18 protein-coding genes are annotated in these 19,735 nt (G+C 63.2%); 6 read left to right on the top strand and 12 right to left on the bottom strand.

The genetic code is table 11. The features are described 5' to 3' along the window. Window positions 1-56: 56 nt before the first annotated feature. From A985_RS0110270 to A985_RS0110250, 5 genes are all read right to left on the bottom strand, one after another. On the bottom strand, window positions 57-2,354 hold the full coding sequence (locus A985_RS0110270; protein WP_083902260.1) for a bifunctional (p)ppGpp synthetase/guanosine-3',5'-bis(diphosphate) 3'-pyrophosphohydrolase: 2,298 nt from the start codon (window positions 2,352-2,354) through the stop codon (window positions 57-59). 48 nt (window positions 2,355-2,402) lie between these two features. Next, window positions 2,403-2,759: a RidA family protein gene (locus A985_RS0110265; RefSeq protein ID WP_017233318.1), complete on the bottom strand. Its 357-nt coding sequence runs from the start codon at window positions 2,757-2,759 to the stop codon at window positions 2,403-2,405. Between the two features lie 66 nt (window positions 2,760-2,825). After that, entirely contained in the window at window positions 2,826-3,704 is an 879-nt protein-coding gene (locus tag A985_RS0110260; RefSeq protein ID WP_017233317.1) for an alpha/beta fold hydrolase, read from the bottom strand. Between the two features lie 275 nt (window positions 3,705-3,979). Further along, window positions 3,980-4,618 carry a CoA transferase subunit B gene (locus A985_RS0110255; RefSeq protein WP_017233316.1) on the bottom strand — a complete coding sequence of 213 codons (639 nt, stop codon included), beginning with the start codon at window positions 4,616-4,618 and terminating at the stop codon, window positions 3,980-3,982. A 23-nt stretch (window positions 4,619-4,641) separates the two neighbouring features. Next, entirely contained in the window at window positions 4,642-5,340 is a 699-nt protein-coding gene (locus A985_RS0110250) for a CoA transferase subunit A (RefSeq protein WP_017233315.1), read from the bottom strand. A 228-nt stretch (window positions 5,341-5,568) separates the two neighbouring features. On the opposite strand from A985_RS0110250, the gene A985_RS0110245 reads away from it, so the two are divergent. Further along, a complete protein-coding gene (locus A985_RS0110245) occupies window positions 5,569-6,114 on the top strand; it encodes a PAS and helix-turn-helix domain-containing protein (RefSeq protein ID WP_017233314.1) in 546 nt (181 codons plus the stop codon). A 51-nt stretch (window positions 6,115-6,165) separates the two neighbouring features. On the opposite strand, the gene A985_RS0110240 is transcribed toward A985_RS0110245, so the two are convergent. The 3 genes from A985_RS0110240 to A985_RS0110230 all read right to left on the bottom strand — a co-directional run bounded on the left by A985_RS0110240 (window position 6,166) and on the right by A985_RS0110230 (window position 8,782). Continuing rightward, window positions 6,166-6,579 carry a thioesterase family protein gene (locus A985_RS0110240; protein WP_255349099.1) on the bottom strand — a complete coding sequence of 138 codons (414 nt, stop codon included), beginning with the start codon at window positions 6,577-6,579 and terminating at the stop codon, window positions 6,166-6,168. A gap of 182 nt (window positions 6,580-6,761) precedes the next feature. Next, the gene (gene dctP, locus A985_RS0110235; protein WP_017233312.1) at window positions 6,762-7,826 is read right to left on the bottom strand and encodes a TRAP transporter substrate-binding protein DctP; all 1,065 of its coding nucleotides are present in this window, start codon (window positions 7,824-7,826) and stop codon (window positions 6,762-6,764) included. A 179-nt stretch (window positions 7,827-8,005) separates the two neighbouring features. Continuing rightward, window positions 8,006-8,782: an SDR family oxidoreductase gene (locus A985_RS0110230; protein ID WP_017233311.1), complete on the bottom strand. Its 777-nt coding sequence runs from the start codon at window positions 8,780-8,782 to the stop codon at window positions 8,006-8,008. Window positions 8,783-8,960: 178 nt separating this feature from the next. On the opposite strand from A985_RS0110230, the gene A985_RS0110225 reads away from it, so the two are divergent. Next, entirely contained in the window at window positions 8,961-10,631 is a 1,671-nt protein-coding gene (locus A985_RS0110225) for an electron transfer flavoprotein-ubiquinone oxidoreductase (RefSeq protein WP_017233310.1), read from the top strand. Window positions 10,632-10,704: 73 nt separating this feature from the next. On the opposite strand, the gene aroC is transcribed toward A985_RS0110225, so the two are convergent. The 3 genes from aroC to A985_RS0110210 all read right to left on the bottom strand — a co-directional run bounded on the left by aroC (window position 10,705) and on the right by A985_RS0110210 (window position 14,360). Then, window positions 10,705-11,808, bottom strand: coding sequence for a chorismate synthase (gene aroC, locus A985_RS0110220; protein WP_017233309.1), 1,104 nt, complete (start codon window positions 11,806-11,808; stop codon window positions 10,705-10,707). A gap of 180 nt (window positions 11,809-11,988) precedes the next feature. Then, window positions 11,989-13,908, bottom strand: coding sequence for an MFS transporter (locus tag A985_RS0110215; RefSeq protein ID WP_017233308.1), 1,920 nt, complete (start codon window positions 13,906-13,908; stop codon window positions 11,989-11,991). Then, complete coding sequence (locus tag A985_RS0110210) at window positions 13,905-14,360, bottom strand: CBS domain-containing protein (RefSeq protein WP_017233307.1); 456 nt, start codon at window positions 14,358-14,360, stop codon at window positions 13,905-13,907. The genes A985_RS0110215 and A985_RS0110210 overlap by 4 nt, the downstream gene beginning before the upstream one ends. Window positions 14,361-14,771: 411 nt before the next feature. Between A985_RS0110210 and A985_RS25005 the strand changes: the two genes are divergently transcribed. The 3 genes from A985_RS25005 to A985_RS0110195 are packed head-to-tail and all read left to right on the top strand — an operon-like array spanning window position 14,772 to window position 17,247. Then, window positions 14,772-16,079 carry an O-acetylhomoserine aminocarboxypropyltransferase gene (locus A985_RS25005; protein WP_017233306.1) on the top strand — a complete coding sequence of 436 codons (1,308 nt, stop codon included), beginning with the start codon at window positions 14,772-14,774 and terminating at the stop codon, window positions 16,077-16,079. Next, window positions 16,076-16,891, top strand: a complete 816-nt coding sequence (locus A985_RS0110200; RefSeq protein WP_017233305.1) for an alpha/beta fold hydrolase — start codon at window positions 16,076-16,078, stop codon at window positions 16,889-16,891. The genes A985_RS25005 and A985_RS0110200 overlap by 4 nt, the downstream gene beginning before the upstream one ends. 32 nt (window positions 16,892-16,923) lie before the next feature. Then, window positions 16,924-17,247: a DUF962 domain-containing protein gene (locus tag A985_RS0110195; RefSeq protein ID WP_017233304.1), complete on the top strand. Its 324-nt coding sequence runs from the start codon at window positions 16,924-16,926 to the stop codon at window positions 17,245-17,247. On the opposite strand, the gene A985_RS25000 is transcribed toward A985_RS0110195, so the two are convergent. Next, on the bottom strand, window positions 17,237-18,553 hold the full coding sequence (locus tag A985_RS25000; protein WP_017233303.1) for a YihY family inner membrane protein: 1,317 nt from the start codon (window positions 18,551-18,553) through the stop codon (window positions 17,237-17,239). The genes A985_RS0110195 and A985_RS25000 overlap by 11 nt on opposite strands. A gap of 338 nt (window positions 18,554-18,891) precedes the next feature. Between A985_RS25000 and wrbA the strand changes: the two genes are divergently transcribed. Continuing rightward, window positions 18,892-19,479: an NAD(P)H:quinone oxidoreductase gene (gene wrbA, locus A985_RS0110185; protein ID WP_017233302.1), complete on the top strand. Its 588-nt coding sequence runs from the start codon at window positions 18,892-18,894 to the stop codon at window positions 19,477-19,479. Window positions 19,480-19,735 lie beyond the last annotated feature (256 nt).

The following is a 19,735-nucleotide window of genomic DNA, read 5'->3' as shown; positions in this document are numbered from 1 at the left end:
TCTAGCAATATTTCAGCGAGTCGCCAAGCGAATATTGTGCCTGCCGCAAATGCCGATCACCGCCGCCGCGACGACATCACCCCCGCCACCCCGCCCAGTTGCGCCAGCGCGCGCTGCAACTGCCCGCCATCGCGCACTTCCACGGTGAACTGCATGAACGCCTGCGCGCCCCGCGACTGCGTGCTGACACCGGTGACGTTGAGCTTTTCCCGCGAGAACACTTCGGAGATGTCGCGCAGCAATCCCTGACGGTCGGTCGCCTCGATCTGGATATCCACCGGATACGCCGCCACGCCCCGCCCTTCGAGCACATCGGCCGACCACGCGGTCTGAATGACCCGCTCCGGCGCCCGCGCCTTCATGGCGTGAAAGCTCGTGCAATCCTGACGGTGGATCGATACCCCTTTGCCGCGCGTGACAAACCCCACGATCGGATCCGGCGGCGCCGGACGGCAGCACTTGGCCAGTTGCGTGAGCAACGCGCCGACGCCCACGACCAGCACGCCGCTCTTGGCCCCCTGCGTGACGCTGGTGTCGAGGCTCTTCTTCGCGACGAGCGTGTCCTCGTCGCGCGGCTCCGGCCCCGGCAGGTTGCCCGACAGCGCCTGCTCGACATGGCGCAGGCTGAACTCATCCTTGGCAATCGACGCGTAAAGGTCGTCCGGCGTCCGGAATCCGAGCCGAGCCGCCAGATCCTCCAGATTGACCGACGTCTTGCCCTCGCGCTGCAACGTCTTGTCGATCAGCGTTCGGCCATGGGCAATCGTTTCTTCGAGATCGATGGTATTGAACCACTGACGCACCTTCTGGCGTGCCCGGTGACTCTGCAAATACCCCAACTGCGTGTTGAGCCAATCGCGCGACGGGCCGCCCTGCTTGACCGTCACGATTTCGACCGTCTGCCCGTTCTGCAGCGGCGTATTGAGCGGTACCATCGCGCCGTCGACACGCGCGCCACGGCAACGATGCCCCAGCTCCGAGTGCAGGTGATACGCAAAATCGACCGGCGTCGCCCCCTGCGGCAACGCGATCACGCGTGCCTGCGGCGTGAGCACGTAGATATGATCATCGATCGTCGCGCGCTTGAGCTGCGCCCACGGCTGCGCGGCCCCCTCGGCGCCCACCGTATCGGCCACATCGTCTTTCCACGCGAGCAACTGGCGCAGCCAGGCGATCTTCTCGTCGTAGGCCTCGTTCGCCGCAAACGCGCCGCCGTAGCCGCGCTGCCCCGCTTCCTTGTAGCGCCAGTGGGCCGCGATGCCATACTCGGCAAAGTGATGCATCTCATTCGTGCGTATCTGCACTTCGAATGCCCGCCCGTCATCGCCGATCACCACGGTGTGCAGCGACTTGTAGCCATTGGGCTTCGGACGCGAGATGTAATCGTCGAACTCTTTCGGAATCGGCTGCCACAGGTTGTGGACAATGCCCAGCACCGTGTAGCAATCCTTGATGTCGTCGACGATCACGCGAAACGCGCGCACGTCGTACAGTTCGGCGAAATCGACCGCCTTGCCGCGCATCTTCTTCCAGATACTGTAGATGTGCTTCGGCCGCCCGGACACTTCGGCCCTGACACCCGCGCGCGCCAGTTCGTCCTGAAGTCGCTGGATCGCGCCTTCGATGAACGTCTGACGCTCGACGCGCTTCTCTTCGAGCAGCTTGGCAATCTGCTTGTAAGTGACCGGCTCCAGGAAGCGGAACGCGAGGTCTTCGAGCTCCCACTTCAGTTGCCAGATGCCGAGGCGGTTCGCAAGCGGCGCATAGATCTCGAGCACCTCATGCGGCATCTCCTCAGGGGGTGTCTTCTTCTGTGCCGCATACCAGCGCAGCGATTGCAGACGCGACGCCAGCCGGATCATCACCACACGGATGTCTTGCGCAAACGCGAGCAGCATCTTGCGCAGCCCTTCGACCTGCGACTTGCGTTCTGCCGCGGCGTCGCGATCGCGCCCGTCGGTCGGCATGGCCTGCGCGGCACGCGAGCCCGCGCCCGAGAGCCGCTGCAACTTGCGCACGTCGATCACGAGCGCCGCCACTTCGGCGCCGAAGGTTTGGGTCAACGTGGTTTGGGGATCCGGCAGGAACTCGACGGCGGAGAAGAGCGCCGCGGCCTGATGCGTTGCCTCGTCCACGCGCAGCGTATCGAGAATCGCGAGCATGCCCCGTGCGTGCGCCATGATTGGCTCGCCGGACGAGAGCACATGCTCGCCGCACAGGGTGGTGGCGAACGCGAGCGCGTTGTCGAGCGTGGCGGGCAGAGGCACATCACCCACGCCCGGGGTCGAATTCCGGGCGTCGGGCGCCGTTGTCGAATTCGTGCCAGCGGAGGTCGGTGCTTGATGTTGGTTCATGTCGGAACATGGGGCGACGCGCGCCCCTGATGATACGGGTCGTGAGACTCAGCCTTCGCGCTGAGCCGCCACGACCACGATTTCTACAAGCATGGCAGGGTCGGCGAGCAACGCCTGCACAGTGGCACGCGGAGGTGCATTACCCGCGGGCACCCATTCGTCCCACACCTGGTTCATTTCGCCGAAATACTTCATGTCCGAAATATAGATCTGACAGGAAAGAATCAGCGACTTGTCGCTGTTCGCCTCGGCGAGCAGGCGGTCGATATGCGCGAGTACCTGACGCGTCTGACCGACCATGTCCTGCGTGCGGTCATCCGGCGTCTGCCCTGCCAGATAAACCGTGCCGTTGTGCACCGCCATGTCCGACCAGCGCTTTTCGACGTAGAAACGTTGTACTGCCATGATGTAAGACTCCTCGTGTTCTTCGAACGTCGGACTTGTCGCCGCACCCCGCCACCGGAGCGAGTGTCAGTCGGCAAATCCCTCAAAAAATCGGCGTGCGATCTCGATCTGATCCGCATGCACAAACGTCGGCGCGTGTCCCACGCCGGGTATTTCCACGGCGCGTGCGTGTTGCGCGAGCGCCAGCATTTGTTCGAGCGTCGCGCGAGACAGCAGATCCGACTGCTCGCCGCGCACAATCAACAGGCGTCCGGAAAATGCCGCAAGCGACGCCCAGAGCATGCCCTCTCCCGCCGCTACGGCCTCGGGCGAAATCGCGGCAAATGCCGCTCCGAGCGACGGATCGTAACGCAACACATACCCATCGCCGTCGGCCTTGAGCAGCGGCTCGCACAATGCGCGCCATTCCTCCCGGGTATGCGGACCGAATGACGACGAGATCGACCAAAGGTAGTCGGCCCCCTCGTCGATCGATGCAAAACGCTTCGGCGTACCGACATATTGACCGATGCGTGCGAGCGCGGCGACGTCGATGTGCGGTCCGACATCGTTGAGCAGCAGATTGCGAATCGGCGTATCGGGCAAGCCCGCGAGGCCCATGCCGATCAACCCGCCCATCGACGTGCCAAACCAGTCCACGGACGTCACGCCCAGGCGCGCAATCAACGTCACCATGTCGGAGACGTATTGCGGCACGACATAGCCTGCGGGATTGCGCAGCCACGACGACTGTCCGCGCCCAACCACGTCGGGACACACGACACGGTAGTCGTTTGCGAACGTCTTCGCCAGCGCATCAAAATCGCGACCGCATCGCGTCAGCCCATGCACGCACAACAGAACGCGCGGATTCTCCGGATCGCCCCATTCCGTGTACGCCATACGATGCAACCCGGAAGGGCTCAGACACTGAACGTTCGACAGGCGCGGCGCGTAGCTCGACATGACAGACTCATCGGATCGGTTTCCAGAACCGAATTCTACCGCGCTTGCCGTCTACCTTTGCAGCGATGCCCGCAACACGGCGCGCAGTGTCGCGCAGAACCCGAATCGTGGCCGACTCACCGTCACCGCCAAAACAAAACGGGCGGGGAAATCCCCGCCCGCTTCGCCTTCCATCGGTCACCGGGTTCAACGGCCACGGCAACCCTCAGCAATACTGCGTGTCACACGCCCCTGGCATTCAAGCCACAAGAGACGACGGCCACGTCACCCATGCGTCAGACAGCGCTCGTGTCGAGCGGTGCCCCGGTCTTCTGCGAAATTTCTTCCTTCGTCACGCCCGGCGCGAGCTCGACCACTTTCAGGCCGTCCGGCGTCACATCGATCACACCGAGGTCGGTGATGATGCGGTTGACCACGCCAAGGCCGGTCAGCGGCAGATCGCAGGCCTTCAGGATCTTGTGGGCGTCGCCCTTGGCAACGTGCTCCATGAGCACGACCACGCGACCGACACCGGCGACAAGATCCATCGCGCCGCCCATGCCCTTGATCATCTTGCCCGGGATCATCCAGTTCGCGAGGTCGCCTTTTTCGCTGACCTGCATCGCCCCGAGGATTGCCAGATTGATGTGGCCGCCACGGATCATCGCGAACGAGTCCGCCGACGAGAAGATCGACGAACCCGGTAGCGTCGTCACCGTTTGCTTGCCCGCGTTGATCATGTCTGCATCGACTTCGTCCTCCGTCGGGAACGGGCCGATACCGAGCAGGCCATTCTCCGATTGCAGCCAGACTTCCATGCCGTCGGGCACATGGTTCGCCACCAGCGTGGGCAAACCGATGCCGAGGTTCACGTAAAAGCCGTCTTCCAGCTCTCGCGCCGCGCGCGCAGCCATTTCATCACGATTCCATGCCATGGTTATCTCCTTGATCTCGGCGCTTACTTGGCACGAACCGTGCGTTGTTCAATGCGTTTTTCCGGATGCGCGTTCAGCACGATGCGCTGAACGAAGATGCCGGGCAGGTGCACGTCGTCCGGGTCGATCGAACCGGTGTCGACCAGTTCCTCGACTTCGACGATGGTGATCTTGCCGGCCATGGCCGCCACCGGGTTGAAGTTGCGGGCGGTACGATTGAACACGAGGTTGCCCGCGCGGTCCGCCTTGGCGGCCTTCACGAGCGCGATATCGGCGCGCAGCGAGCGCTCCATGACGTACGTCTCGCCGTCGAATTCACGGATTTCCTTGCCTTCGGCGACTACCGTACCCACGCCCGTCTTCGTGAAGAACGCCGGAATGCCTGCGCCACCGGCGCGCAGCTTTTCGGCCAGCGTGCCCTGCGGGGTGAATTCGAGCTCGAGTTCGCCCGCCAGATATTGGCGCTCGAACTCCTTGTTCTCGCCAACGTACGACGAAATCATCCGCTTGATCTGACGCGTCTCGAGCAGCAATCCCAGACCGAAGCCGTCCACGCCGGCGTTGTTGCTGATACAGGTGAGCCCCTTGACGCCCGAGTCGCGCAACGCGGCGATCAGGGCCTCGGGAATGCCACACAGGCCGAAGCCGCCGACAGCAAGCGTTTGCCCGTCTGCGACAACATCGGCGAGCGCCTCCTTGGCGCTGGCGTATACCTTGTTCATCGTGTGTCCCTTTCCCTCGGTTGAGAATTGAAATTATGTCGCGCGCTTGCGCGTTGCGAGGCTTGCGCCGCCCGTTGAATCGCTGTGGCCACGCACCTCATGCAATCATAGAGCTTACGGTGCCGGGCAAATCGGGCACAATACGTGAAATTACATATCTCCTTGCGCGCCGGGCCGTAACACGCGATCCACCGGCACGCGCCCAGACAGGATCCGCGCCGCTCCCCCATGCCGACGTTCGACTACCAGACCGCTTTTCATATCGCTCCCGTCGGCCTGGTCATTTCGCGCCAGCGCATCATCGAGGACTGCAATCGACAGCTTGGCAAGATCTTCGGCTACGAGCCCGAGGCCCTGATCGGTCAGTCGTTCCAGGTACTGTATCCGTCCCCCAAGGAGTTCGAGCGCATTGGCGAGCGCATTCCGCCGATCATGAGCGCGCAGGGCGTCTATGCTGACGAGCGCATCATGCGCCGGGCCAGCGGCGAACTGTTCTGGTGCCACGTGACGGGTCGCTCGCTCGACGTGAAAGACCCCCACGCCGCCGGCCTCTGGACCTTTGAGGACATGTCGGCCACTCGTCGCGTCGCCGTGGCACTGACCGCGCGCGAGCGCGAAATCGCGGCGCAACTCGTGCAGGGCAAGACGAGCAAGCAGATCGGCAAGGTTCTCGACATCAGCCCGCGTACCGTCGACATCTACCGCGCGCGCCTGATGCAGAAGTACGGCGCCGGCACGGCGACCGAACTCGTTCAGCGACTCCTCGGCAACTGAGGAACGCCAGGGGGCAGGCAGCGCCCCCTTCCCGCTTCACCGAAACAAGCCTCACGCCATCAACGCGCGCACCGCCTCCGGCAGCGGCACCGACTTTTCCGCTTTGTAGTTGACCCAAACGATCTTCGCACCGCCCTCGGCGACGAGGACATCCGGCGTATCGGCGCGGCGCAGCTCAAAACGTGTATCGACGCTGCTTCGGCCCAGCGCGCCTACCGACATGCGGCAATCGATATCGCCGGGATAGCGCAACTGACGCAAGAACGTCATGTTCGCGTTGATGATCACCGGCCCCTCGCCCGTCGAGCTTTCTTCCGACGCGATGTCGAGCGACTCCAGCCACGAGATACGGACCTGCTCCATGTAGCGGAAGTAGACGGTGTTATTCACATGCCCGAAGGCATCCATATCGCCCCAGCGAATGGGCATGCTCATCCGAAAGACTTCTTTGTATTCTGACGACACTGCAAATTCCCCATATTGAAAATCGACGCCCTGCCACGTAGTGACAGGACACCATGGGGAGAAAGTGTAGCGCGTCGGAGCGTTTGGTGTGCGCCAACCCTCGGCGAGTGGCGACGAGCGGCAGCCTTTTCAGAATCGCGTGAGACCAGCGCCACAGACATTTCCGACGCGAGCCGGCACAACTACTTGCGCGCGCCGGCGTCGTGCGTCTTGGCGATCGTTGCCTCGTCTCTCACGGCGGCCTCGGCCTTGTCGACCAGATCGCGCCCGACCAGCACTTTCCATTTCGCATAGACGGGACGCGTTGCGTCGACAAAGCGCTGGCGTTGTTCCGGCGTGAGTCGCGTGACCTTCACGCCGCGCGCTGCCAGATCGTCCCACGCGGCATTCTCGCCGCGCATCGCGTCTTCTCTTGCGAGCGTCACTTCGAATCGCGCCGCCTCGATCGCTGCGTCGCGAACGATGTCGCGATCCTGCGGCGACCAGCTATCCCAGACCTGTCGGTTGACGGAGAACACGATGGGATCGGCGACGTAATCCCACACCGTGATGAAGCGCTGTCCCAACGTATCGAGCCGCACATTGTTGAAGACCGTAATCGGATTTTCCTGGCCGTCGATCTTGCGTGCGCGCAGCGCGCGCACCGCATCGTTCCACGTCATCTGAGTCGGCACGGCGCCCAATGCCGTGAAGATGTCGTTGAACAGCAATGACCCGACAACACGGAAACGCAGGCCGCGCATATCCTCTGGCGCACGGATCGAACGGCGAGAGTTGCTCAGTTGCCGAAAGCCATTCTCGCCCCACGCCAGCGGTACAACGCCCTGCTCTTCCACGCGGCGAAACAGCTCGCGCCCGACGTCGCCCTGCGTCAGGGCGTCGAGAGAACGACAGCCACGCAGCAGGAATGGCAGGGAGAAAACGTTGAATTCGGGTATCGCTGACGACCAGTTGATCGTCGAGCCGACCGCCATGTCGATCACGCCCTGACGCAATGCGGAGAATTCCCGCGTCTGGTCGCCACCCACGAGCGAGGCGCCTGTGTGCAGTCGAATGTTGATGCGCCCACGCGTACGCTCGCGCACCATGTCCGCCCAAAGTTGCGTGCCTTTGCCCCAGGGCGTGCCGGCATCGGGCATGATCGACAGCGAGTATTCGGCCTTGTAGGGCTGCGCGGCCACCGGCAGCGCAATTGCGGCGAGGGCGAGCGCGACGCCGACGAGCGCACGCCAGCCTTGATTCAACATGTTGTCCTCAAGATGTTTCGGGATCCGACGTCAGCACGACGTCCTTCACGACCCCATTAGCACCCGAGAATTATGCGCTTGTCGCCGCTACGCTGACTGCCTCGGACAATCCCGGATTGCCGCATTGCAGCGAGCCTGCCCAATTCGCCAAATCGCCGTGGCACAAGGCCTGACGAGGCTCAGCCGACCGCCAGACCATCGTCGATCGTCATGATCGACCCGTTGATAAACCTGGAATCGTCTGAGGCAAGAAGCAGAATCAGCCCGTCCAGATCGCTCGGTTCCCCGACGCGTTGGCGGGGCAGCATCTGAACGAGCTTGCGACCGGCGTCGGTCTGCCAATGCTCGTGGTTGATCTCGGTGTCGATATAGCCCGGACACAACGCATTGACATTGATGTTGTAACGTCCCCATTCGAGTGCCATCGCACGGGTCATGTGGATGACCGCCGCCTTGCTCACGCAGTACACGCCGAGCATGGAAATCGCGCGCTGCCCAGCCACCGACGCCACATTGATGATCCGGTGCTGGCGCTGCGGGTCGCCCTTTGCCCGCCGAATCATGCGTTTGGCGACTTCCTGCGCCACGAAAAAGGTGCCGCGCGTGTTGGTGTCCAGGACGTAGTCGTAGTCCTGGGGCGTAACGTCGACCAGACGCTGCTGGGTCGACACACCGGAGTTGTTGATCAGAATATCAATGGCCCCCGCCTCGGTCTCGGCATGGGCCACCCCGGCGCGAATGCTGTCGTAGTCGGTCACATCGAGAGGAACGACGTGCGCCGCACCGCCTTGCGCCTCGATCTCCGCCCTCAATTCCTTGAGCCGCTCGACACGCCGGCTGGCCAGCACGACCTTTGCCCCGGCCTGGGCCAGCACCTTGGCAAACTGCATGCCAAGTCCGCTCGAGGCCCCCGTCACCATCGCCACTTTCCCTTCGAGATTCAGCGAACGCCCCATCGTCTTCTCCCTCGCGCCTGGACACCCATTGAACAACGGCGACGCCGCATGGCGTGCCGCTAGAGTTGCTTACCTACCATACCGAACGATCGTGCTATTAATATGCGGTTGCGAGGTGCCCCCCATTCCCGGAAAATGGCCGCACCCACGAATTCTAACGTTTATAACAGGAGCATCAATGGATCCCAAGCTGCTTGAGCAGTACGGCCCGAGGGAGTCGATGGAGTATGACGTCGTCGTTGTTGGCGGCGGTCCGGCCGGCCTGTCCACGGCAATCCGTTTGAAGCAGCGCGCGCAGGAGGCGGGGAAGGAGATTTCCGTATGTGTCCTGGAAAAAGGCTCGGAAATCGGGGCGCACATCCTGTCCGGCGCGGTCATGGATCCGCAAGCGCTGACCGAACTCATTCCCGACTGGAAAGCCCTTGGGGCTCCGCTCGACACCCCGGTCGTTGAAGATCGCTTCCTGTTCCTGAACGAGACCGGCGCGACCCCCACGCCGTCGTGGCTGCTGCCCGCCTGCTTCCAGAATCACGGCAACTATGTCATCAGCCTGGGCAATGTCGTGCGCTGGCTCGGACAACAAGCCGAAGCGCTGGGCGTTGAAATCTTCCCGGGCTTCCCGGCCGCCGAGATCCTGTACGACGAGAACGGCGCGGTCATGGGCGTGGCGACCGGCAACATGGGCGTCGGCAAGGACGGCGAACCGACCGAGAACTTCCAACTGGGCATGGAACTGCACGCCAAGTACACGATCTTCTCGGAAGGCGCACGGGGCAGCCTGGGTCGCCAATTGATGCGCAAGTTCAATCTCGACGAAGGCCGCGATCCGCAGGCCTACGGCCTGGGCATCAAGGAACTGTGGGAAATCGACCCGGCCAAGCACAAGGAAGGTCTCGTCATCCACACGGCCGGCTGGCCACTCAACGCGCAAACCTACGGCGGCTCGTTCCTCTACCACCTGCCGAATCATCAGGTGGCGGTCGGTTTCATCGTTGGGCTCGACTACGGCAATCCGTACCTGTCGCCGTTCGAGGAGTTCCAGCGTTACAAGACCCATCCGTCGATTCGTCACTTCCTCGAAGGGGGCAAGCGCATTTCATACGGTGCACGTGCCATTACAGCGGGCGGTCTGCTGGCCCTGCCGAAGCTCGTTTTCAAGGGCGGTGCGCTGGTTGGGTGCGAAGCGGGCTTCCTCAATGTCAGCCGGATCAAGGGCAGCCACGCCGCTATCAAGAGCGGCATGATGGCAGCCGATGCCGCCTTCGACGCGCTGGTGGCCGAGCGCCAGCGTGACGAACTCAGCGCCTACCCGGCAGCGTTCGAGCAATCGTGGCTGCACGAAGAGCTGAACAAGGCGCGCAACTTCAAGCAGTGGTTCAAGAAGGGCCTGACCGTGGCCACGATCATGACCGGCATCGAGCAAAAGCTGCTCGGCGGCAAGATGCCATGGACGATTCACCGCAAGAAGGCCGATCATGAGTGCCTGCTGCCGGCCGCGCAATGTCAGCCGATCGCCTACCCCAAGCCGGATGGGAAGCTCACGTTCGATCGTCTGTCGTCGGTCTTCATCTCGAACACCAACCACGAGGAGAACCAACCGGCGCATCTCACGCTCAAGGATCCCAGCGTGCCGGTTGGCATCAATCTGTCCGAATACGCGGGGCCTGAGCAACGCTATTGCCCGGCAGGTGTGTATGAGTTCGTGAAGAACGAGGACGAGTCCGAGCGGTTGCAAATCAACGCGCAGAACTGCGTGCATTGCAAGACTTGCGACATCAAGGACCCGACGCAGAATATCGTGTGGGTTACGCCGGAAGGGGGGGGCGGGCCGAACTACCCGAATATGTAATGCGGTATCGCCGCCGGTTCGCCCGGCGGCCTTCACTCCGGCTGACGACGCCTGGCGTTCGCCTTGCGCCTCGTCAGTCCGGCACGCGCGCCGCGATAACCGGCGTGTTCACGTGCACGTCGCCACACTGCGCGCGGTGACGCAACGCGTGATCGATCAACACGAGCGCGAGCAGCGCTTCGGCAATCGGCGTCGCGCGAATTCCCACGCAAGGGTCATGCCGCCCGAACGTTTCCACCATCGACGCGTGACCGGCAACGTCGATCGAGCGACGCGGTGTACGAATGCTCGACGTGGGCTTGATCGCGATCGACACGTCGATATCCTGACCGGTCGAAATGCCGCCCAGAATGCCACCGGCGTTGTTCCCGACGAAGCCCTCCGGCGTCAATTCGTCGCCGTGCTCCGACCCCTTTTGCGTGACGCTGCGGAAACCCGCACCGATCTCCACGCCCTTGACGGCATTCAGGCCCATCATCGCGTGGGCGATATCGGCATCCAGGCGATCGAACAGCGGCTCTCCAAGACCCACCGGAACGCCGGTCGCCACAACGCGCAGCTTCGCCCCGACCGAATCGCCCGCCTTGCGAAGGTCATCCATATACGCTTCCAGTTGCGGGACGACTTCCGCGTTGGCAGCGAAGAACGGATTCTGCGACACCTGCGACCAATCCGTCTGTGCGATCTCGATGTCGCCGAGTTGCGTCATGCAGCCGTACACCTGCACGCCAAATTTTTCGGCCAGCCACTTCTTGGCGACGGCGCCGGCGGCAACGACGGGCGCCGTGAGACGTGCGGACGAGCGTCCGCCACCGCGGTAATCGCGCACGCCGTACTTTTGCAGATAGGTGTAATCGGCATGTCCGGGGCGGAACGTCTGGACGATGTTGCCGTAGTCTTTGCTGCGTTGATCGGTATTGCGGATCAGCAGTGCGATGGGCGTCCCCGTCGTCACGCCCTCGAACACACCAGAGAGGATCTCGACGGCATCCGGTTCGTTGCGCTGCGTAACGTGGCGCGACGTGCCAGGACGGCGGCGATCCAGCTCCCCCTGGATGTCGGCTTCCGTGAGCGCCATTCCCGGCGGACAGCCATCGATCACGCAGCCAATGGCCGGGCCATGCGATTCGCCGAAAGTGGTGACGGTAAACAGAGTTCCAAGCGTATTGCCAGACATACGGGGATCGGGTTCGGGGAGGACGGGAAGGCCCTATTATGCCAGCGATCCCGCCACACCGCGCCGCCCCGTGCGACGGTCGAGGGCGCTAAACGACCGGCCGGCGGCATTTTGGGCGCTTTTGGGGCGTGGCATCGGAGACTTCCGAGCCACGGCCGCGATTCATGAGGAGACGCCCCCTCACACCGGCCAGGGGCCGCGCAGCTTGAGCACCTTGTCCCGCAGGGTTTCCGGCGTCGCCTGCGCAGGCGACACCGGCGCCCCGATGACAAGCTCGAGCCGGTTCAGAATGCCACGCTTGAACGGCCGTGACATTGCCGCGCCACCATGTCGCGAAAAGAAACTTCCCCACAGCCCGCGCAGCGCCATCGGCACGACCGGCACGGGCGTACGCTCGACAATGTGCTGTACCCCCTGACGGAAGACCTGCAGCTCGCCGGATGCCGTGAGCTTACCCTCAGGAAAGAGGCAAACGACGTCGCCCGCCGCCAGCGCGTCTGCGATCTGCCGGTAGGCGCACTCGAGCGCGACTGCATCTTCGTGCGCCGGGGCAATGGGAATGGCGCCGACCGTACGAAAGAACCACGACAGCACCGGGATGCGGAAAATACGGTGGTCCATCACAAAGCGAACCGGACGCCGGATCGACGCCCCGATCACCACGGCATCGGCAAAGCTGACGTGATTGCAGACCAGCAGGCATGGCCCGTCGTCCGGAATCTGATCCGCCCCTTTGACGTCGATGCGATAGAGGGTGTGCAACAGCAGCCACATCGCGAAGCGAATCAGGAATTCCGGGAGTCGCAGGTATAGATAGACAGCCACCAGCGCGTTGAGAATGCCGGTGACGAGATACAACTGGTCGATGGTGAACCCGGCCTTCGTGAGCGCCATCGCCATGAGGGCCGACACGACCATGAACAACGCGTTGAGGATATTGTTCGCTGCGATGATGCGTGCGCGATGCGACGGCGCGCTACGGCTTTGGATCAGCGCGTACAACGGCACGCTGTAGAAGCCCCCGAACATCGCCAGCAGGAACAGGTCCACCAGCACGCGCCAATGGGCCGGTTGCGAAGCGAACTGCGCCACCGTCTGCAAGGCCGCGCCGTGAGCGCCGCCCCGACTCGCAAAATAAAGATCGACCGCGAATACCGTCATGCCGATCGAGCCGAACGGCACGAGTCCGATTTCCACCTTGCCGCCCGAAAGCCGCTCGCACAACAGCGACCCAATCCCGATGCCCAGGGAGAACATGGCCAGCAGCAGCGTGACGACACCCGGACCGGCGCCGAGCACGTCATGTGCGAAGTTGAAAAACGACGCGAGAAAGGTCGCCCCGAGAAACCAAAGCCACGAGATACCGAGCAGACTCTGGAAGACCGCACGGTCCGTACGCGCGATGCACAGATTTCTCCACGTCTCGGTCAACGGATTCCAATTGATGCGCAGATCCGGCTGCGCCGCGGGCGTTTGCGGCACCCACGTCGACACCAGCCGGCCCAACAAGGCCAGTCCGAGGCAAACGCCGCCGATCCACGGCAGCGAGCCCGCCCCGGCGCCAGCCAGTTCGCCGCCGACAATCGTGCCGATCAGGATGGCCACGAACGTGCCCATTTCGACCAGACCGTTCCCCCCCACCAGTTCGCGCGTGGCCAGGTGCTGAGGCAGATAGGCGTACTTGACCGGCCCAAAGAGTGTGGAGTGGAGTCCCATCAGGAAGGTGCACACGAACAGCAGCGGCGCGCTTGCCCAGAGGAAGCCGGCCGCGCCGAGCGCCATGATCGCGATCTCCAGCGACTTGACGAAACGGATCAGGCGCGCCTTGTCCCACTTATCGGCAATTTGCCCGCTGGTCGCGGAAAACAACAGGAACGGCGCGATGAAGATGGCCGAGATGAGGAACGCCGCCGTCTTGCCGTCGACGTTCTGAAAAAGCGATGCGTGATAGGTGACGAGCGACGTGAATGCGATTTTGAACACGTTGTCGTTCATCGCACCCAGAAACTGGGTCCAGAAGAACGGCGCAAAGCGCCGCTCTTTCAACAGTCGTGATTGGTGGCCCTCGCCGCGTGCCCCGCGCTGGCTGGCCTCACTCACTTGGTGTTTTCCGCTTCCTCGGCCGGCCAATCGCGAATGTAGGCCTTGAGCATGCGATTTTCAAAGGATTGCTCCTCGACGACGGCACGCGCCACATCGTAGAAGGAAATCACGCCCATGAGCGTGCGATTGTCCATGACGGGCAAATAACGGGCGTGACGCTCAAGCATCATGCGCCGGACTTCGTCGACATCCGTCTCCGGCGTGCAGGTGAGCGGATGGTCGTCCATGACTTTGCGAATTGTGGAACTGCCAACCGTACCGCCGTTCTTGCTGATCGTATTGATGATTTCGCGGAACGTGAGCATGCCCACGAGATCGCCGAACTCCATCACGACGAGCGAACCAATGTCATGCTCCGCCATCGTGTCGACGGCTTGGGCCAGCAACGTCTCCGGGGTCACGGTGAAAAGGGTGTTGCCCTTTACTTTCAGGATGTCAGACACACGCATGGCACACACTCCTCGTTGAGATGCTCGGGCAACCGCGGCAGGACGATGCCACCGGACGCATTTGCCAGACTTCGGCGTTCGAGATGGATCGCCGGCGCACGCGCCGCCGTCCCCTCGTTATTGTGATTAGATCATGTTCGAAAGATGCTATCGGAAAGCGTCTGAAAAGGAAAGGAACAAGACGCGCCAATGTCCGTGCGACGAGGGTTTTCGGCCGATTCCGGGGATCGATCGGGCATCGCCGCACCTCAGACATCGGACAGCACCGGCATTTTGCCAATGGGGGCGGCAGCGCCTGTCGAGATGCATTGCGGTGGTGCTAGGATTGCCGCATACGTGATGTCCGCATCACACGCCAGCGCCAAGTCGCCGTCAAGTCAACGTCAAGCCAACCGAGAGGCCCTCTCCGACATGTCAGTCCCGCACTTCGACACGCTTGCCCTGCACGCCGGGGCCGCCCCCGACCCCGCCACCGGGGCTCGCGCCACGCCGATCTACCAGACCACGTCGTTTGTCTTCTCCGATGCCGACCAGGCAGCCGCGCTTTTCAACATGGAACGCGCCGGCCATGTCTATTCGCGCATTTCCAACCCGACCAATGCCGTCTTCGAAGAGCGCATGGCCGCACTGGAAAACGGCGTCGGCGCCATTTCCACGGCAAGCGGCCAGGCCGCGCTGCACCTGGCCATCGCAACCCTGATGGGCGCGGGTTCGCACATCGTGGCGTCCAGCGCGCTGTACGGCGGTTCGCACAATCTGCTGCATTACACACTGCGCCGCTTCGGCATCGAGACCACCTTCGTGCGCCCTGGCGACCTGAACGGCTGGCGCGCCGCCGTGCGCCCCGAGACCCGGCTGTTCTTTGGCGAAACGCTTGGCAATCCGGGGCTCGACGTCCTCGACATCGCCCAAGTCGCGGAGATCGCTCATGACGCGGACGTGCCCCTGATGGTCGACAGCACGTTCACCACACCGTGGCTCATTCAGCCGTTCGATCATGGCGCCGATATCGTCTATCACTCGGCTACCAAGTTCCTCGGAGGGCATGGCACGACCATCGGCGGCATTCTGATCGACGGGGGCACGTTCGACTTCGAGCGAAGCGGCAAATTTCCCGAACTGACCGAGCCGTACGACGGCTTCCACGGCATGGTCTTCGCCGAGGAGAGCTCGGTCGCGCCATTCCTGTTGCGCGCGCGACGCGAGGGCTTGCGCGACTTTGGCGCATGCCTGCATCCGCAGGCGGCATGGCAACTGCTGCAAGGTCTCGAAACGCTGCCACTTCGCATGGCGCGGCACGTCGACAACGCACGTCGGGTGGTGGCGTTCCTGGCGGGGCACGAGGCGGTGGCAAGCGTCGCCTATCCGGAACTGGCGTCGCATCCCGACTACGCACTGGCCAAGCGACTGCTCCCGCGCGGCGCGGGTGCCGTCTTCAGCTTCAATCTGAAGGGCGACCGGGAGGCCGGGCGCCGTTTCATCGAATCGCTGCAGCTCTTCTCGCATCTGGCCAATGTCGGCGACGCACGCTCCCTGGTCATTCACCCTGCCTCCACCACGCATTTCCGCATGGACGCCGCGGCGCTCGCGGCGGCGGGTATCGGAGAGGGCACCGTACGCCTGTCGATCGGCCTGGAAGACCCTGACGACCTGATCCAGGATCTCAAACGCGGCCTGAAGGCGGCAGTCAAATCCACGGCCAAGGGACAAGCACGATGAAGTTCGACATCCGCGGCAACAACGTCTACGCCTATACCGCCGGCAAATCGATGGATCCCGCGCTACCGACGGTCGTCTTCCTGCATGGCGCACAGCACGATCACAGCGTGTGGGGGTTACAGAGCCGGTACCTCGCCCATCACGGCATGAACGTACTCGCGCTCGATCTGCCCGGACATCACCGCAGCACGGGCGCCCCATTGACGACCATTGAAGCGATGGCCGATCGCGTGGTCGCCGTGCTCGATGCCGCCGGCATCGGAAAAGCCACCTGGGTCGGGCACAGCATGGGGTCGCTGATTGCGCTGGACGCCGCCGCCCGCCACCCCGATCGGGTGTCCCGTATCGCCCTGGTGGGCACCGCTTACCCGATGAAAGTCTCCGATGTCCTCCTCGAGGCCGCCGCCGAACGTGAGCCGGAGGCCATCGCCCTCGTCAACGCCTGGTCGCACAGCACGATCGCCGCCAAGCCATCGGCGCCCGGCCCCGGTTTCTGGACATGGGGCGTCAATCAACGCTTGATGGAGCGCGTGGCGCAACGCAATCCCGCCAAGGTGTTTCTTACCGACTTCGAGGCGTGCAATCGCTACGATCGAGGGATGGCGGCGGCTGCGCAGGTTCGATGTCCGGTGCTCGCCGTGTTGGGGCAACGCGATCAGATGACGCCGCCCCGCGCAGCGCAAGCCCTGCTCGATGCGTTGCGCGACGCCGGTGCCCCCGTTTCGGTCAAGGTCGTCAATGCCGGCCACGCGATCATGACGGAACAGCCGGACGCGCTGCTCGATGCGCTTGTGCAATTCATGCGAGACTGAACGCATCAACTTCCCAATGCAGGAGGTTTGCCATGACACCTGGGCACGATGAGTCGCCGGCGTTTCACCGGTTTGCGGACTTCTACCCCTTCTATCTCGGTGAGCACCGCAACGCCGTCTGCCGCCGTCTGCATTTCGTCGGCTCATGGGGCGTGATCGCCTTTCTGGCAGCGCTTGCCCTGACAGGCAACCCGTGGTGGCTGCTCGCGGCAGTCGTCTGTGGTTACGCGTTCGCGTGGGTCGGCCATTTCTTTTTCGAGAAGAACCGGCCCGCCACCTTCCGCCATCCGATCTACAGCCTGATGGGCGACTGGGTCATGTTTCGGGATATCTGTCTCGGCCGTATCAAGCTCTAGCGCCTGCTTCGGGCTCGTGACCCTTGTGATCCACGTCAAGACACGACGCGTCGCCACCGCCGTCGTCCGGAGTGACATCGCGCGGTAGCGCGTCGGCCAGGGGCACGTCCCATTTTCCTTCGCGCAGAATGTCGGCAACATGCGCGCCATCGAGCGCGTGACGCTCCATTTGACGCGCTAGCTCGTCGACGTTGAGGGCCAGCTGCGCGACCAGTGGCGCCAGGGTCGTCGTACGCGGGTTCGCGAGCAGCAGCCAACGCTCCACCGGTGGCTGCATCGTCAACCGTCCGACCCATCCCATGCGCTCAAGCCGAGCGAGCAGGTCACCGGCATGATCGAGGCTCGTGCGCATCGTACCCGCCAGTTGCGCCATCGTGCGACCGCTACCGCCGGCTTCGCGGTCCAGATTGAGCAAGTGGATCAGCGTCAGGCCGTCCAGCAGATCGCTCCCCGGAAAGCGGGGGTATTGGAAATGCCCGAGGCGCAGCGCGGGCAGGACCGACGTGATCGTCGCGCCGATCAGCGCCACCAGCCACGACAGGTAGATCCAGAGCAAGAAGATCGGCACCGCCGCGAATGCGCCATACACGGCCGTGTAGGTCGGAAACTGCCGGATGTACATGCCGAAGCCCCGCTTGGTCAGGTCGAACGCCAGCGCCGCCACGACACCGCCAACCAGCGCGTCGCGCCAGTCCACCTTGCAATTCGGCATGTAGAGATACATCAGCATGAACACCACGCTGGTCAGCGCCGGCGGAATCAGGCTGAGCAACGAGGTGACAACGGGCGGCAGCGTGCTCACCAGCGACATCGATTGCGTGAAGACGTACGAACTGATCGACAGACTCACTCCGATCAACAGCGGCCCAAGCGTGAGCAGACTCCAATAAATCAGCAGACGCTGTGCGATCGGTCGCGGACGTCGCACACGCCAGATCACGTTGAACGCCGACTCGATCGTCATTAACGTGAGCACGGCCGTCACCAGCAAGCCGATCAAACCGAACGCCGTCAGGCCTTTCGCCTTCGATGCGAATTGGTTCAGGTAATTGAAAATCTGGGCATTGACGCTCTCGGGCATCAGGTGCTCGATCAGGAAGCCCTGCAAGGCGTCGCGAAACGTATTGAAAATCGGAAAGGCGGTGAACAGCGCGAATGTCACCGCGAACAGCGGCACGATCGACAGGATCGAGGTAAACGTCAGGCTCGCCGCCACTTGCGGAATCCGGTCGTCCTGCGCCCGCGCAAGCGCGTATCTCAGCAGTTGGCGAACGTTGTTCCAGTTGATGCGGGGCAGTCTGAGCAAATCGGGCTCCTAAGGGGAAGGGCTGGCGCGGCTGGCAACCGTTCATCCCACGCGATCCGTTACGGGGCCTCGCGGTTAAGCGGTTAAGCCGTTACGCCAATAGGAACGCCCTATAATACCCGCACTTTTCCGTTCCTTTTCTGTTCCTTCTCCACCCGGCTTTCACCCAAGGCCCAAGGCTCGGGCAGGTTTTCCGCATTACGTCTGACGCAGGCGTTCCCGACAACCGGGGCGACCTGCAACGACACAACGCGCAGCCAGACCGCTTGATCTCGCTACCTCGAGTCGACGCCCCGACATCGATCTGCCCGCCACCACCGACCCGCCGATTCGACTTCATGACTGAAATCCTCGTCCTGTACTACAGCCGCCACGGCACCACGGCACAACTCGCCCAATGCATCGCAGCCGGCATCGACAGCGTGCCCGGCGCGCAAGCGCGCGTGCGCACCGTCCCCGCCGTTTCCACGGTATGTGAAGCGAGCGCACCGGACATTCCCGACAGCGGCCCACCCTACGTCGAATTGCGCGATCTGGAAGAATGCGCGGGACTCGCGCTTGGGTCGCCGACCCGCTTCGGCAACATGGCGTCCGCGCTGAAATACTTTCTCGACGGCACCACGCCGCAGTGGCTCTCGGGCGCCCTGGCCGGGAAACCGGGCTGCGTGTTCACATCGAGCGCCAGCCTGCATGGCGGCCAGGAAAGCACGCTGCTGTCGATGATGATCCCGTTGCTGCACCATGGCATGTTGCTGATGGGGCTGCCCTATACCGAACCCGCGCTCTCCAGCACACGCACCGGCGGCTCGCCCTACGGCGCCACCCATTTCGCGCATGACGGCAATCCGCTCTCGGCCGACGAACGTCAGTTGGCGTCGGCGCTCGGCGCACGACTCGCCCGCGCCGCGCGCAAGCTGGCAGAATGAGGGTTTGCGCCGCGCCACACGCCGCCCCCGGCGCGTGGCGATGGGCGCTCCCGCAGTAACGCCGGCCATCACGACAAGCCCATGACTGCTACACCGCCCGACATGCCCCAAAACACCGATGCCCGGCGTGCGCCCGCGCAGCCCCCACGCACGCCACCGCCGATGCCCGCCGCCTCCGGCGGGGCTCGCGGGCTGCGCCTGATCAGTGTGACGAGCCTGCTGGCGTTGATTGCACTGTCGCTCGCCTGGGAGTTAT

Source organism: Pandoraea sp. B-6 (assembly GCF_000282835.1).
In the GTDB taxonomy this organism is placed as follows: domain Bacteria; phylum Pseudomonadota; class Gammaproteobacteria; order Burkholderiales; family Burkholderiaceae; genus Pandoraea; species Pandoraea cepalis.
The sequence above is the reverse complement of the archived record's forward strand: the minus strand, read 5'-3'. Positions and strand labels throughout refer to the sequence as shown.

Coding starts and splice junctions, on each gene's coding strand:
- aroC (WP_017233309.1), bottom strand. CDS start 11,808: ATGTCTGGCAATACGCTTGGAACTCTGTTTACCGTCACCACTTTCGGC.
- wrbA (WP_017233302.1), top strand. CDS start 18,892: ATGACTGAAATCCTCGTCCTGTACTACAGCCGCCACGGCACCACGGCA.
- A985_RS0110255 (WP_017233316.1), bottom strand. CDS start 4,618: ATGGCATGGAATCGTGATGAAATGGCTGCGCGCGCGGCGCGAGAGCTG.
- A985_RS0110225 (WP_017233310.1), top strand. CDS start 8,961: ATGGATCCCAAGCTGCTTGAGCAGTACGGCCCGAGGGAGTCGATGGAG.
- A985_RS0110250 (WP_017233315.1), bottom strand. CDS start 5,340: ATGAACAAGGTATACGCCAGCGCCAAGGAGGCGCTCGCCGATGTTGTC.
- A985_RS0110200 (WP_017233305.1), top strand. CDS start 16,076: ATGAAGTTCGACATCCGCGGCAACAACGTCTACGCCTATACCGCCGGC.
- A985_RS0110210 (WP_017233307.1), bottom strand. CDS start 14,360: ATGCGTGTGTCTGACATCCTGAAAGTAAAGGGCAACACCCTTTTCACC.
- A985_RS0110260 (WP_017233317.1), bottom strand. CDS start 3,704: ATGTCGAGCTACGCGCCGCGCCTGTCGAACGTTCAGTGTCTGAGCCCT.
- dctP (WP_017233312.1), bottom strand. CDS start 7,826: ATGTTGAATCAAGGCTGGCGTGCGCTCGTCGGCGTCGCGCTCGCCCTC.
- A985_RS0110195 (WP_017233304.1), top strand. CDS start 16,924: ATGACACCTGGGCACGATGAGTCGCCGGCGTTTCACCGGTTTGCGGAC.
- A985_RS0110245 (WP_017233314.1), top strand. CDS start 5,569: ATGCCGACGTTCGACTACCAGACCGCTTTTCATATCGCTCCCGTCGGC.
- A985_RS0110265 (WP_017233318.1), bottom strand. CDS start 2,759: ATGGCAGTACAACGTTTCTACGTCGAAAAGCGCTGGTCGGACATGGCG.
- A985_RS0110270 (WP_083902260.1), bottom strand. CDS start 2,354: ATGAACCAACATCAAGCACCGACCTCCGCTGGCACGAATTCGACAACG.
- A985_RS0110230 (WP_017233311.1), bottom strand. CDS start 8,782: ATGGGGCGTTCGCTGAATCTCGAAGGGAAAGTGGCGATGGTGACGGGG.
- A985_RS25005 (WP_017233306.1), top strand. CDS start 14,772: ATGTCAGTCCCGCACTTCGACACGCTTGCCCTGCACGCCGGGGCCGCC.